This window comes from Campylobacter sp. CFSAN093260 (assembly GCF_012890095.1).
Taxonomy (GTDB): domain Bacteria; phylum Campylobacterota; class Campylobacteria; order Campylobacterales; family Campylobacteraceae; genus Campylobacter_D; species Campylobacter_D jejuni.
Window position 1 is genome coordinate 1,296,161 of the sequence record NZ_CP040618.1, and the last position, 14,586, is coordinate 1,310,746.

Annotated in this window: 10 protein-coding genes; 6 read left to right on the forward strand and 4 right to left on the reverse strand. The window is 31.0% G+C overall.

All coding sequences use genetic code 11. The annotated features are described in order from the left end of the window. Positions 1-37 precede the first annotated feature (37 nt). Complete coding sequence (gene ruvB, locus FBF22_RS06605) at positions 38-1,045, forward strand: Holliday junction branch migration DNA helicase RuvB (protein WP_002859650.1); 1,008 nt, start codon at positions 38-40, stop codon at positions 1,043-1,045. 3 nt (positions 1,046-1,048) lie between these two features. Next, positions 1,049-2,092, forward strand: coding sequence for an AI-2E family transporter (locus tag FBF22_RS06610; RefSeq protein WP_002859651.1), 1,044 nt, complete (start codon positions 1,049-1,051; stop codon positions 2,090-2,092). A 29-nt stretch (positions 2,093-2,121) separates the two neighbouring features. Here FBF22_RS06610 and fumC read toward each other — a convergent pair whose 3' ends face one another. From fumC to FBF22_RS06630, 4 genes are read right to left on the reverse strand one after another with little or no spacing between them, the layout of a single operon-like run. Next, positions 2,122-3,513 (reverse strand): class II fumarate hydratase, encoded by a 1,392-nt coding sequence (gene fumC, locus FBF22_RS06615; RefSeq protein WP_002859652.1) that lies wholly within the window; start codon positions 3,511-3,513, stop codon positions 2,122-2,124. Positions 3,514-3,568: 55 nt separating this feature from the next. Continuing rightward, complete coding sequence (locus tag FBF22_RS06620) at positions 3,569-6,694, reverse strand: S8 family serine peptidase (RefSeq protein ID WP_002884166.1); 3,126 nt, start codon at positions 6,692-6,694, stop codon at positions 3,569-3,571. Between the two features lie 2 nt (positions 6,695-6,696). Continuing rightward, entirely contained in the window at positions 6,697-8,493 is a 1,797-nt protein-coding gene (glmS, locus tag FBF22_RS06625) for a glutamine--fructose-6-phosphate transaminase (isomerizing) (protein ID WP_002884165.1), read from the reverse strand. A 4-nt stretch (positions 8,494-8,497) separates the two neighbouring features. Then, positions 8,498-10,846 carry a hypothetical protein gene (locus tag FBF22_RS06630; protein ID WP_002856480.1) on the reverse strand — a complete coding sequence of 783 codons (2,349 nt, stop codon included), beginning with the start codon at positions 10,844-10,846 and terminating at the stop codon, positions 8,498-8,500. 143 nt (positions 10,847-10,989) lie between these two features. Between FBF22_RS06630 and mqnE the strand changes: the two genes are divergently transcribed. The 4 genes from mqnE to FBF22_RS06650 are packed head-to-tail and all read left to right on the forward strand — an operon-like array spanning position 10,990 to position 14,583. Further along, on the forward strand, positions 10,990-12,054 hold the full coding sequence (gene mqnE / locus FBF22_RS06635; RefSeq protein WP_002884164.1) for an aminofutalosine synthase MqnE: 1,065 nt from the start codon (positions 10,990-10,992) through the stop codon (positions 12,052-12,054). A 9-nt stretch (positions 12,055-12,063) separates the two neighbouring features. After that, the gene (locus tag FBF22_RS06640; RefSeq protein ID WP_002884163.1) at positions 12,064-13,383 is read left to right on the forward strand and encodes an NCS2 family permease; all 1,320 of its coding nucleotides are present in this window, start codon (positions 12,064-12,066) and stop codon (positions 13,381-13,383) included. A 13-nt stretch (positions 13,384-13,396) separates the two neighbouring features. Continuing rightward, positions 13,397-13,840: a phosphoribosyltransferase family protein gene (locus tag FBF22_RS06645; protein ID WP_002852389.1), complete on the forward strand. Its 444-nt coding sequence runs from the start codon at positions 13,397-13,399 to the stop codon at positions 13,838-13,840. Positions 13,841-13,884: 44 nt separating this feature from the next. Beyond that, positions 13,885-14,583, forward strand: coding sequence for a VacJ family lipoprotein (locus FBF22_RS06650; RefSeq protein ID WP_002859657.1), 699 nt, complete (start codon positions 13,885-13,887; stop codon positions 14,581-14,583). Positions 14,584-14,586: the final 3 nt, after the last annotated feature.

The following is a 14,586-nucleotide window of genomic DNA, read 5'->3' on the forward strand; positions in this document are numbered from 1 at the left end:
AATCTTATTTTAATTTTTCCAAAATATAAGCAAAGATATGGATAGAATAGTAGAAATAGAAAAATACTCCTTTGATGAAACTTACGAAACTTCGTTGCGTCCTTCAAATTTTGATGGTTATATAGGTCAAGAAAGCATTAAAAAAAATTTAAATATCTTTATAGCTGCAGCCAAAAAACGCAATGAATGTTTAGATCATATACTTTTTAGTGGTCCTGCAGGACTTGGAAAAACAACACTAGCTAATATCATCTCCTATGAAATGGGTGCAAATATCAAAACAACCGCCGCTCCTATGATAGAAAAAAGCGGAGATTTAGCCGCTATTTTAACCAATCTTAGCGAAGGAGATATACTTTTTATCGATGAAATTCATCGCTTAAGTCCTGCTATCGAAGAAGTGCTTTACCCTGCAATGGAGGATTACCGCCTTGATATTATCATAGGTAGTGGTCCAGCTGCTCAAACCATAAAAATCGATTTACCAAAATTTACTCTTATAGGGGCTACAACGCGTGCAGGTATGCTTAGCAATCCTTTACGTGATCGTTTTGGTATGCAATTTAGATTAGAATTTTACAAAGATAGCGAACTTGCCCTAATCTTGCAAAAAGCAGCTTTAAAACTTAATAAAACTTGCGAAGAAAAAGCCGCACTTGAGATCGCTAAAAGAAGTCGTTCAACTCCTAGAATAGCTCTAAGGCTTTTAAAAAGAGTTAGAGATTTTGCCGATGTTAATGATGAAGAGATTATCACAGAAAAAAGAGCTAATGAGGCCTTAAATTCTTTAGGAGTTAATGAGCTTGGTTTTGATGCGATGGATTTAAGATATCTTGAACTTTTAACCGCTGCCAAACAAAAACCTATCGGACTTGCAAGTATTGCTGCGGCTTTAAGTGAAGATGAAAATACCATAGAAGATGTAATCGAGCCTTATTTACTAGCTAATGGCTATATAGAACGCACTGCAAAAGGGCGTATAGCAAGTGCAAAAAGTTATAGTGCTTTAAAACTAAACTATGAAAAAACTTTATTTGAGGAGTAAATTTTGCAAAATGGAAAATTCTTTCTTATAAGCTTTATTTTAGTTATTTTATTTCTTTTACTTTACCTTTTTAAAGGTTTTTTACTTGTAATTATCATAGCTAGTTTAATGGCGGTAGCTACCTCAAACATCAATGCAAAATTTTTAAATCTTACTAAAGGACATAAATTTTTAGCTTCCATTCTTACAACAGCTTGTATGGTTTTGCTTTTCTTTGCACCTTTTGTTTATGCTATGATAGAACTTGCCAAAGCTTTAAAGAATTTTGATATTAATTTAGTTACACAAACACTTGATTATGTCAAAAACTATCAATTCACCTTGCCTGAAAGCTTTAATTTTTTAGAACCTAAAATTAAAGAATTTTTAGCTTCTATAGATTTAAATAGTATTTCTAAACAAATTCTAAGTTATGCTTCAAGTTTTACAAAATCAGGAGCTAAATTTCTTATAGATATGGTTTTAATTTGTGTGTTTTATTTCTTTGCAAATCTATATGGAACAGAACTTGTTATCTATCTTAAATCCATCATTCCTATTGATAAAAAAGAACTCGATGATGTTTTAAGCGAAGTGGGTAATGTTATGGCTGTTGTGCTTTACTCTATGGTAATTGTAGCAATATTTCAAGGTGCACTTTTTGGTTTAATCACAATATTTTATGGTTATGATGGAATTTTAATGGGAGTAATTTTTGCTGTAAGTTCTCTCATACCTGCTATAGGAGGAGCTTTAATTTATGTGCCTGTAAGTCTTTATGAATTTGCCTCAAACAATCTTAACTCAGCTCTTGTTATTTTTATTTATTCTGTAATTGTAATTTCTTTTATAGCAGATACTTTAATCAAACCTTTAATCATCAAATGGATCAACAAAAAACTTGTAAAAACTCCCACTAAAATCAACGAACTTTTAATTTTCTTGGCCATGATAGCAGGAATTTCAACCTTTGGTTTTTGGGGTATTATACTAGGTCCTGCGATTTTAACTTTTTTTGTATCAACTTTAAGAATGTATGTGATTTTAAAAGATAAGAATTTAATTTAACTTGCCTTAAAAAAGGCAAGTTTTATGTTCTAGGCTTTTGGGCCTATCATTTTAGTAGGATCAACAAATTTATTGAAATCTTCTTCGCTAACCAAACCAAGCTCCATTGCGCTTTCTTTTAAAGAAATACCTTTTTTATGGGCATTTTTGGCTACTTTAGCAGCGTTTTCATAACCTATGTATGGGTTTAGAGCGGTAACTAGCATTAAAGAATTATGAAGATTATGATCGATTTTTGCACGATTTGGTTCTATGCCTACAGCACAATGGATATTGAATGAATGCATAGAATCAGCTAACAAATCAAGACTTTGCAAGAAATTATAAATAATCACAGGCTTAAACACATTAAGTTCAAAATTTCCTTGACTTGCTGCAAATCCGATAGCTGCATCATTTCCCATCACTTGTACAGCAACCATAGTAACAGCTTCACACTGGGTAGGATTTACCTTACCTGGCATAATCGAACTTCCTGGCTCATTTTCAGGGATGATAAGCTCACCAAGACCGCATCTTGGGCCTGAAGCTAACCATCTTATATCATTTGCAATTTTCATCAAATTTGCAGCCAAACCCTTCATAGCTCCATGAGTAAAATTGATCGCATCATGACTTGTTAAAGCATGAAATTTATTTGGACTTGAAACAAATTTCGTACCTATAAGTTGAGTTAGCTCTTCACTTACTTTTTGGCTTAATTCTGGATGCGCATTAAGCCCTGTTCCTACTGCGGTTCCTCCTATGGCAAGTTCTCTTAAAGTTGGTAAAGAAGCGATGATTTGCTCTTTTGAATGCAAAAGCATAGAAAGATATCCACTAAATTCTTGTGCTAGAGTAAGTGGAGTAGCATCTTGTAAATGCGTGCGTCCTATCTTGATAATACTATCAAATTCTTTTACTTTTTTTTCAAAAGTTGCAATAAGCTCATCAAGCGCAGGGATAAGCTTTTTCTCTACTTGCTCAACCGCAACGATACTCATAGCTGTTGGAAAAGTATCATTTGAACTTTGACTCATATTAACATGATCATTTGGATGTACAAGCTTTTCTTTGCGAAAATCCCCGCCCATGATTTCAGTGGCACGATTTGCAATAACTTCATTCATATTCATATTGCTTTGTGTGCCTGAACCTGTTTGCCAAATCGCAAGTGGAAAATTATCATCAAATTTACCTGCGATAATCTCATCGCAAGCTTGAACTATAGCATTTTTCTTAGCATCATCAAGTTTGCCAAGTTTGTTATTGACCAAAGCTAAAGATTTTTTAAGATTTGCAAAAGCATAGATTAAAACCTTTGGCATTTTCTCGCAACCGATTTTGAAATTTTCAAAACTTCTTTCAGTTTGAGCTCCCCAATATTTGTCATTTGGGACCTTAACTTCACCCATGGTATCATGTTCAACTCTGTATTCCATAATTTTTTCCTTTGATTAAAATTTTATTTATTATAAGCTAAAAAAATAAATACTTTCAAAAACGTTTTCCTACTGAACTCATTAAATGCAATTCATAGGCATTATGAGAAAATCTATTCATTAACATAAACTGCCAAAATACATTGTTTTTATATAAAAATTCTGAATTAAAACCTTGACTTAAAATATTATCTTTTAATTTATATTTTTGAATAAAAGTAATAGGAAAATCAACAAAACTAGCCTTATTTTCTAAAGTTCTTCCATAAATTCTTTTTTCAAAAATTACAAAAGTAGAAAAAGAAGCTTGATAATCATCTTGCTCTATATTTTTAGCAAGATTAAAACCTAAATTTGCATTTATGCTATGATGTTTTAAACTTTCATAATTTTTAGCAAAAGGACTTTTATTTTCTTTAAAATCTTCTTGATAAAAAAAACTATGTGTAAAATACATTAAAGGATTAAAAATAAAATCTTGACCTAAAATAATATCTTTAGTTACACCAAGCTGGGCTGAAGTTTGCAATGTTTTATATTTGCCTTCAATTGGCTGCTCTACTACAAAACGATTAAGAGTATTAAATCCTACACCTATACCTAATCCACTTAATATTTTTATAAAATCTAAATCATGGTTATAATTAAGCAATAAATCCATGTTATAACTCTTCAAATCACTACCATTATTAAAATTAAATTTAGCGCTAGAAAGAGATAAAGCATAAGCTAAAAAGCCTGATGAGAAATTTTCTCCTAAAGAGATATTAGCACCTGTTTTTTGACCTGAAAAATCTTTATCTTTATAGTATTTATAACTTGGAGTAAGATGCCAAAAATATTCTTCATTGCTAAAAATTCTAGGTAAATAAGTACTAGCAAGTAAGATATTATTGTTTTGTGCAAAATTATTAATATTAAGAGGATGAAGGGTAAATAACATATTATTTTGCATTAAATTAGATTGATTATGATTACTAAAAGTGCTTAAATACCCTGAACCTTCTATTCTATTTAATTTAGTCTTTACATCTATTCCATTATCTAAAGAAGCAAAAAATTCCTGATAAGTCTGACTCAAGTCTGCCCTAGATCGCAATTGTCTTAAAGCATTTCCCAAGCTTGTATTAGGAATTTCGTAAGCATTTGGCTTTAAATTAGGTTTTATTAAGGTTTTATTAATACTCACTAAATCATCACTTAAAACAAAATCAAAATTTAAAGCATAGGTATTTTGTATCAAAACATGATTAAAAGATGATAAACTTTTTTCCAAATCTCCTAAATTAATTTTCACTGGCTTATTTAAGATATAGTATTTAGGTAAAGGAATATATTCTAAATTCCCGCTCCTAATATCATAAGTTTTTGCAATCAGTTTAGAATTTTTATAATTACCAAAATCAAGTTGCAATTTAGAGTCAACTCCTTCTTGAGTATAAGTTCCTTGCACGGTTAAATCATTCAAATCTTCATTTCCAGGTCTAACTATGCCTTTATTGTTTAAATTTTGCCCTACAATACCATTACCGCTTAGTATTGCTTTTTGTTCTACATAAGCATTATTTTTAACTTTTCCTTTAAGCTTTAATTCTCCTTGTTTGATTAAAGTTGCACCCTCATAAGTATTTTGACCACTGATAATCAAAATACCTTCACCTTCTTTAGATAATCCTATGTTAAGATTAGCTAAATGTGTAGGTTTATTAATAGCACTTGATAAATGAGTACTTTCATCCCATTTTCTTTGACTAATATCATTAGAAAATTCAGCATCATAACCTGCAGTGTTTATAGTATAATAAGCTGTATTAGGTTCTTGCTCATATTTTAATACATCCTGATCACTGAGTCTGTTTGCATCTAAAATACTCAGTCCTTTTAACGCCTTTTGTGCATCTAAAATTCCTTGTCCAAATAATTCTTCTTTCTCAACTCTAACTACTCCATTAATAGAACTAATAGTAGAAGTATTAAGTTTTTGTGACTGCGCACTATCTCTATTATCCCAAATATAATCACTATAATCAATCCATTGTCCATTAACTTGAACTTGTATTCCATTGTAAAGCTGTTTTAAATCCCGTTTTATTTCATCTTCTATCCTAGGTGGATCTTGCGAAATATACACAATAAGAAATTTAGGTTGATTTGTTCCATCGGTTACTTGTTTAACAGTAAATTTTGGAGCCTTATAATTTTTATTTGCTGTACTTAACAGTATATCAGCAATTTGCTTACCATCCAAAAAGGGGAAATTTTGCTTGACCAGTGCCGCTGTTCCACTTACCATAGGTGCTGCCATAGAAGTTCCACTTTTTTTTGTAAACTTATCATTAGTGCTTGAATCAACATTATTAATATTTACTCCAGCAGCAACTAAAGAAAAATTCGTAGCTCCCTTAAAACCATTACTAAAATCAGCCAAACCTTGACTTTTAATTATTAAAGTCCCATCTGATTCTAAAGTAATCTCATTTGCATCCAAAGCTCCAACAGCCAACCAAGCTCTTAAAGATTCATCATAACTTGGTAAAATCGCATGCAAAGCAGGGCTAAGAATTCCTTCATTACCAGCAGCAAATACATTTAATACTCCCTTGTCCTTGCTAAGCCTCATCATATCATTAGCAACCTTATCTGCTTTCATAACATATTCCAAAGGAGTATTACAGATATTATAGCTTGTCCCTTGATTAGTTTGAGTACAATCTACTAATCCAGAATTTGAAGCCTTAAGATTAAAATAAGGATAAAAATTAATACCCCAGCTATTATTAATAATACTCACATCTTTGAAAAAATTATAAATATCAGGAATTTGAGTGTAAGAGCCATTTGGAAACACCCCAGCTCCATAAAATTTTGCCCCATAAGCCACTCCATAAGGTTTGCTATCGCCTATCTTTGCTCCAACAGCTATACCTGCTACATGACTTCCGTGTGTTGATTTTTTCAAATCAGGTATAAGCTGTTTCCCAGCTGTATCAGTAGGATAAGTAGACTTTAAAATCTTATCCTTTAAACTAATATGATCTTGATTAAAAGCATCATCGGCTACACCTATTATAATAGTATCTCCACTATACCCTAGCTTATGTACTTTATCAATATGATGAAGTTCAAATTCGCTTAAAGCAAAAAGTTTACAAACTAAAGTTAAACAAAAAAATTTTTTCATTTCTATTCTACCGTTACGCTTTTAGCCAAATTTCTTGGCATATCCACATCATTGCCAAGTCTTATGGAAATTTCCATCGCCAAAAGTTGAGTAATGACCATCATTTCAAAAAATTCACACATATAATGATCTTGCTCATTGGTTTTTATAAAATCATCACTTAAATCAAATTCTAAAGGTGAAATGCTAAGCACTGTAGAATCCCTAGCAATAAGCTCTTCAACATTTGATTTTGTTTTTTCATAAAGCATGTGCTTTGGCATTAAAGCTATAGTATAAAGCTTAGAATCAGCCAAAGCAATAGGGCCATGTTTCATCTCTCCTGCAGGATAACCCTCAGCGTGAAGATAAGATAATTCTTTAAGTTTCAAAGCTCCTTCTAAAGCCAAAGGATAAAACACATCTCTGCCTATAAAGAAAAAGCCATGTCCATCTAAATAACGCTTGGATAAACGATGAATTTTTTCATGTAAAGCCTGTTTTACACTCACGCAATTTGGAGTATGCAAAAGTGCTTTAATTTCAGCAGAAACATTTAAATTTCTTTTTTGTGCCATAAAAATAGCAAGCATCCAAAGTGTTAAAACCTGAGTAGCAAAAGCTTTAGTTGAAGCAACTCCTTTTTCTATGCCCGCACGAGTTAAAAGACTTAGATGTGCTAAACGCACTATATTAGAATTATCCACATTGCAAATTGCAAAAGTCTTAGCACCCTGCTCTTTTGCAATCTTTAAAGCCTCTAAAGTGTCTGCTGTTTCTCCACTTTGAGAAATAACGATAAATAAAGAATCTTTTTTTATAATTGCTTCACGGTATCGAAATTCACTTGCAATTTCTACTTTAGCTTTAACTTTAGCAATTCTTTCAAACAAATAAGCACTTGCCATTGCAGCATGATAGCTTGTTCCACAAGCACAAAGCGTGATTTCATCTACTTGACTTAAATCTTCATTGTTTAGCTCATCAAAAACGACTTCATCGCCTTGAATACGCCCCATTAAAACTTCACTCATCACGCGACTTTGTTCATAAATTTCTTTTTCCATAAAAAAACGAAAGCCGTCTTTTTTTGCATAAGCCTTATCGCCTGAAAGCTTAGAAAAACAAAGTGATTTTAAAATATCATTTTCATAAACGACAAGCTCATCTTTACTCGCGTATCCCAAGCTTAAATCTTCAAGATGCATTACCTCATCACAACTTCCTATCAAAGGCGCATCACCTGAAGAAAAATACCATTCTTTATTTGCATTTTTACCGATAATCAAAGGAGCAGCATTTTTTGCAAAATACACATGATTGGGATCTTTTTTTGTTACTAACAAAGTAGCAAAAGCACCGCGAAGTTCTTTGATGGTTTTTTGCCAAGCTTCAAAAACTCCCAAATTTCTTGCATATAATTCAAAAAGCTGGACAATAACTTCTGTATCGGTTTGACTTAAAAAACTCACGCCTTCTTTTTCAAGTTTATCTTTGATTTCTTTATAATTTTCTATAATACCATTGTGAATCACACAAGAATACTGTCCTAAATGAGGATGTGCGTTGATTTCAGTAGGCTTACCATGAGTTGCCCATCTTGTATGACCTATAGCAAAACCATAACCTTGACTTTCAAAATCCGTGCATTTATTCGCCAAATTTTCAAGCTTTCCTACAGCTTTAAAAAAACTGAGCTCTCCTTCTTGCATCACTGCCATACCCGCACTATCATAGCCACGATATTCCAATTCTTTAAGTCCATTTAGTATAATTTGTTTTTTTTCATTATTTCCTATATAACCTACGATTCCACACATTTTTTTACTCACTTATTAATAAATTAACTAACTTTTGCTCGCTATGTTCTAATTTTTCATTCTTTTGAAAAATAAAAATATTACGCGTCCTTTGTCTTATGGTTTGAATTTTTGCTGCACATAAAACAAGTTCAAGTTCATTAAAAACATTCATCAAATACGCCATTAAACCCTGCTGATCTTTCGTATTAAGACCTAATTTAGCATACATTTTAGAATAGTTTAAGTCTAATTTTAACTCATCTTTTTTAATGATTGGCTTTTTAATTTTTTTCAAATTAAAACCAGAAAGATTTGAATTTAAAAGCTCGCAAAGTTTTAGTTTTTGCTCATCACTGATAATATTATCATATTCAAATCTTAAATAAATTTTATCATCAAAAAGTTCAAAAAAATTCATGAAAATAAGATTTAAATTTGTTAAAGAACTTAAAATAATGGCAATATTAAAATGAAGTGGTGCAACAATTTGCAAACTAAGATTTGTTTCATTACTAAACCAAAATTTAAAATCATTTTCTTTGGCTAATTTAGAAATCATAACAATATCTTCAAAAGTATTTTTTATAATAAAAAGATTTGATTTGATATGTATGATTTTATCTTGCAAAATTTCATCTTGCTCTAAAAAAATCTTACTTCTTTTAAGTGTTAATTCTTTTTTTACTCTTCTTGCGCTTTCTTCAAGTAGATTTTCATCTTCAAAACCTTGTTTTGCATTTTCTAAAAGTTTATCAAGAACTCTAAAATAAAAAGCATTATAATTTAAAGCCTTAGCCTTTAGCCAAGTTAAAGTGTATAAAAGCTCTAAATTTTCTAAATTTTCTAGCTTAGAAACCAAGCTACTTACAACAATAGGATTGTATATATCTTCTTTTTCTACAAGATCTTTTAAGGCATTATTGTTTTTAAATATCTTAAGACCCCATTCTAAAATTTCATTCTTTAAATCAAATTTGGAACAATACGCTCTATATATGCCTGCTAAAGAAATTTCATTTTCACTTTCTATAGCACTTAAAAGTATCACAAGCTTTAAAATCATTTTTTCATCGGTTTTAAGTTTTTGGAGTATCTCAAGCTCATCTTCGTATTTTTCAAATTCACTTAACATAAGAAAAACTTGCTCATCAAAACTATAATTTCCTTCTTCATCACTTAAAAAACGAACTGTCCAAAAAGGCTTGCATAAATCTTTTAAAATTCCACTATCAAGCAAAAGTTTTAAAACACAAAAACTATGCCTTTTATAAAAAATTTTCTCAAAAAGTATTAAAGCTTTTTCTATATCTTTTTTACCGTATTTCAATCTTCTTAGGGCAAAAACCAAGTGAAGATCGAAAATAACCTGTTTATCTTCAAGTTTTAATAAGTATTCTAAAACTTCCACAAGAGTTTTAAATTTATATTCTTGTTTAAGAGTATGATTTAATCCATCTTGAATTTGCTTTGCTAAAAAGTGTGTATAAAAACCTATAGTATGCATACTTTGCAAAGCCTTTTGAACCAACAACTCATTTGCTCCAAAATGTTTTTTAGCTTTTTTATACATTAATTCACTCAAATCATGAACATTAATAAGTAAAAATTCATCCTCATCTTTAGCACTTAATAAATTCATCGCTGATTTTAAAGAAAGTAAAAAATCTCCAGCTAAACGCAACTCGCTTAAATTTTTTTCATCTATAAAATTTAAAGCATAATTTTTTGGAGAAGTCTTAAAAAGAACAAGCAAACTCTCTAAGGATCTTAAATGATTTAATCCGCCAAAATCTTTTAAGATATTAAATTCTTGCTTTATAAATGGAATGTCAAATTCTTTAAAATTTTCTAGCAAAAGCTTGGCAAAATCATTTTTATTTTCTTTTATAATACTCTCAAATTTTATCTTAATCCCTTTAAATAAAATCCTAGAACCACATATGAAACGAGTTTGTATTATAGAAGTCTTAAGCTCATTGCTAGCATTATAAAGTCCATTAAATTCTAAGATAACCGAATCAATTTGCAAATGCGCATCATTTAAAATTTCGATAAAAGCCTTAATCATAGGTTTTAAATGAAAAGCCTTAATATCTTTATAAACAAAAATCAAAGAAATACTTTCATTAAAACAAAGACTATTATTTGCATATGCTTTGCTTGCTAAAACACAAAAAGGGATATTATCACTTGGAGGTGAAAAATCATCAAAATAATCTTTAAGAACTATATCATAAGCTTTTTTTATGAAATTATCCATATTTTTAGAATGATATAAGCTAAACGCCCCTTGCTTAAGAAAAAATTTTCTACAACTTTGGGTATAGGAACTAAGATTTTTTTTAAAAATTTCTAATTCTTTATTTAACAAAATTTCTACTCTCTTTAAAATTTTAATATTTTAATAATAATCTTAACAAAAATATCTTTTATTTTGGCTTTTTCTATAAACTCTTTTTCAGTAAGCAAAAATTATAATGCTTTATTTAAAAACAGCAAAAGAGTAAAATTAAAATGAAAAATTTAATCACCAAACTAGAAAATGAAGAAAGATTAAACCAAGAAGAAGCCAATGCACTTTGGGATCTAGATCTTTTTACCTTAGGCAAATACGCTCACAAAAAACGCACTAAACTTCATGGAAAAAAAGTCTATTTTAATATCAATCGCCATATCAACCCAACTAATATCTGTGCAGATACCTGTAAATTTTGCGCCTTTTCAGCGCACCGAAAAAATCCTAATCCTTATTTGATGACTCATGAAGAAATCATGAAAATCGTCGATGAAACTGTAAAACGAGAAACCAAAGAAGTGCATATCGTTTCAGCTCACAACAAAGATACAACTTGGCAATGGTATTTAGAAATTTTTAAAATGATAAAAGAAAAATATCCTAATCTTCATGTAAAAGCTATGACTGCTGCTGAAATTGATTTTTTACATCGTCGTTTTAAAATGAGTTATGAAGAAGTGATAGAAAAAATGCTTGAATACGGCGTTGATTCCATGCCAGGCGGTGGAGCTGAAATTTTTGATGAAGAAGTGCGTAAGAAAATTTGTCATGGAAAAGTTAGCAGTGAAAATTGGTTTAAAATTCATAAACTTTGGCATGAAAAAAGCAAGCAAAGTAATGCTACCATGCTTTTTGGACATATAGAAGAAAGACATCACAGGATCGATCATATGTTAAGACTGCGTGATCTTCAAGATCAAACCGGTGGATTCAATGCTTTTATCCCTCTAGTTTGGCAAAGGGATAATAGCTTTATACAAACTGATAAAATCATGGATAGTGAAGAAATTTTAAAAACCATTGCCATTTCTCGTTTAGTGCTTGATAATATCAAAAATATCAAAGCTTACTGGGCAACAATGACTTTAAATTTAGCCATGGTAGCACAAGAATTTGGAGCTAATGATTTAGACGGCACTATAGAAAAAGAAAGTATACAAAGTGCAGGTGGTGCAAAGTCCGCCAAAGGCACAAGTTTAAAAACTTTTATCGATATGATAAAAACTTCAAATCTTATTCCTGTAGAACGCGATAGTTTATACAATGAGCTAAAAACCTACTAAGGAGAAAAAATGAGCTTTTTTAAACTCAAAGAAAACAATACGAGTTTTAAAACCGAAGTTATAGCAGGACTTACTACTTTTTTAGCTATGGTTTACATTATCCCCGTAAATTCTAGCATAGTAGGAAATACAGGAATGCCTATAGAAGCTTTAATCACCGCAACAGCTTTAATTACCATAGTTGCAAGTGCTTTTAATGCTTTTTTTGCCAATACTCCTGTAGCTATGAGTGTAGGAATGGGTTTAAATGCTTATTTTACCTTTGCGGTTTGTTTAGGTCAAAACATAGCTTGGCAAAGTGCCTTAGGAGCTGTTTTTATTTCAAGTATTATTTTTCTCATACTTTCTTTTACGCATTTTCGCCTTTGGGTAATCCGCAATATCCCAAAAGATTTACGCCTTGCAATTTGTGCGGGCATAGGTTGTTTTATTGCATTTTTAGGCTTAAGTCAAATGGGTGTGATAATGCATAATAAAGATACCTTAGTCAGCATAGGAAATTTCAAAAGCCCTCATGTGCTTTTTGGAATTTTCACTCTAGCTTTAATCATCTTTTTTTGGGCTATAAAACTTCGCGGAGCTTTTATTTTGGGGGTATTAGCAAGCTCTATTATTGCTTGGATTTTCCATTTAGACAATGCAAGTTTTCCTGTGCAAATCTTTTCTTGGCCAAATTTTAGCATGGAAAATGGTTTAGGAGCCATCTTTTTACAACTTGATATCAAAAGCGCCTTAAATATTACTATGATACCTATAATTCTTACTTTTTTTATCACTCAACTTTTTGATAGCATAGGAACTATCACAGGTGTGGGTGAAAGAGGAAAGATTTTTGATGATCCCAAAAATGGAGAAAAAAAACTAAGCAAAACCTTAATGGCAGATGCAACAGGATCAGCCTTAGGAGCTATGACAGGCACTTCTACAGTTACAGCCTTTGTTGAAAGCACTACAGGGGTTGAAAGCGGAGGAAGAACTGGGCTTACAGCTTTAGTTGTAGCTATTTGTTTTGCTTTTACACTTTTTTTACTGCCACTTTTTAAAGCCATTCCTGCAAACGCAATATATCCCGTACTTGTAATGGTTGGAATTTTAATGTTTATGGAAGTTAAAAATATAGATTTTAAAGATAGTACTATAGCTGTAGCAAGCTTTTTTACTATTATCATGATGCCTTTTACTTACTCCATCACCACAGGTTTTGCTTTTGGTTTTCTTTCTTATTTACTTGTAAGAATTTTTAAACGCGAATGGGATAAAATCAATCTTGGCATTATAGTTTTAAGTTTATTATCTTTGGGTAATTTTTTACTTATGGCACTACAATAAATAAGGATATATAATGATATTTTACTCCTATGAAGAATTTAAAGAAGATGTAAAAATTCTTGCTAAAGAAATTAAAGAAGATTTTAACCCTGATGCACTTTTAGCTATAGCAAGAGGGGGGATGAGTTTAGGACACTCTTTAGCAGTGGCTTTAAAAACGCGTCAACTTTTTGCTTTAAACTCAATTCATTACGATAATACGAAAAAACTTGATACTATTGAAATTTTTAACATTCCTGATTTAAGCAAGCACAAAAAAATTCTACTCATTGATGATATAGTAGATAGTGGAGAAAGTTTAGCAGAAATAAAAAAAGTTTTGCTTGAAAAATTTCCTCATATAGAACTTAAAATTACAACCATTTTTTACAAAAAAACCGCTCTTTTAGAGCCTGATTTTAAAGTAAAAGAAGCTACTGAATGGGTGGATTTTTACTGGGATATAAACCTTGATTAAAAATTTGCTATAATTTTACTTTTAAAATTTTTAGGAGTTTTTGCTTGAGAATAAAATTTATATCTTTTATTTTAATTTTTTTTGCTATTTTTGCTTTTGCTAAAGAACAAAATTTAGATGATTTCGAACAAGAATACCAAAACTATCAAGTAAACGATCCACTTTCAGGATATAACAAAGCTATGACAAGTTTTAATGTGGCTTTGTATGATTATGGTTTGCGTCCCGTTCTTAAGGGCTATAACACTATCACTCCTGAATTTATAAGATTAGGGGTAAGAAATTTCTTTGATAATTTACTTGCTCCTTTGCGTTTTGTAGGCAATATTTTGCAGTTTAAATTTGAAGAAGCGGGAGAAGAATTTAAAAGATTTACCGCCAATACCATTATGGGCTTTGGTGGACTTATGGATGTGGCATCAAAAATGGGTCTTAAAAAACATCCCGCGGACTTAGGAACCGTTTTGGCTCACTGGGGTGTAGGAAGCGGTTTTCATATTGTCTTACCTATACTCGGCCCTAGTAATCTTAGAGATACTCTTGCTTTACCTGCAACTTGGTATGCAAGTTTTACTGCTTACATTGATCCTACTTGGGCAAGTATAGCTATAAGTGCTTATGGATTTGGTAATGAACTTAGTTTTAGACTTGATGAAATTGATGAAATTTATCACAACACGCCTAATTTATATCCATTCTTGCGTGATGCTTACGAGCAAAGACGCAATGAACTTAGCAAATAAAGG

Coding starts and splice junctions, on each gene's coding strand:
- fumC (WP_002859652.1), bottom strand. CDS start 3,513: ATGGAATACAGAGTTGAACATGATACCATGGGTGAAGTTAAGGTCCCA.
- FBF22_RS06645 (WP_002852389.1), top strand. CDS start 13,397: ATGATATTTTACTCCTATGAAGAATTTAAAGAAGATGTAAAAATTCTT.
- FBF22_RS06620 (WP_002884166.1), bottom strand. CDS start 6,694: ATGAAAAAATTTTTTTGTTTAACTTTAGTTTGTAAACTTTTTGCTTTA.
- ruvB (WP_002859650.1), top strand. CDS start 38: ATGGATAGAATAGTAGAAATAGAAAAATACTCCTTTGATGAAACTTAC.
- mqnE (WP_002884164.1), top strand. CDS start 10,990: ATGAAAAATTTAATCACCAAACTAGAAAATGAAGAAAGATTAAACCAA.
- FBF22_RS06640 (WP_002884163.1), top strand. CDS start 12,064: ATGAGCTTTTTTAAACTCAAAGAAAACAATACGAGTTTTAAAACCGAA.
- glmS (WP_002884165.1), bottom strand. CDS start 8,493: ATGTGTGGAATCGTAGGTTATATAGGAAATAATGAAAAAAAACAAATT.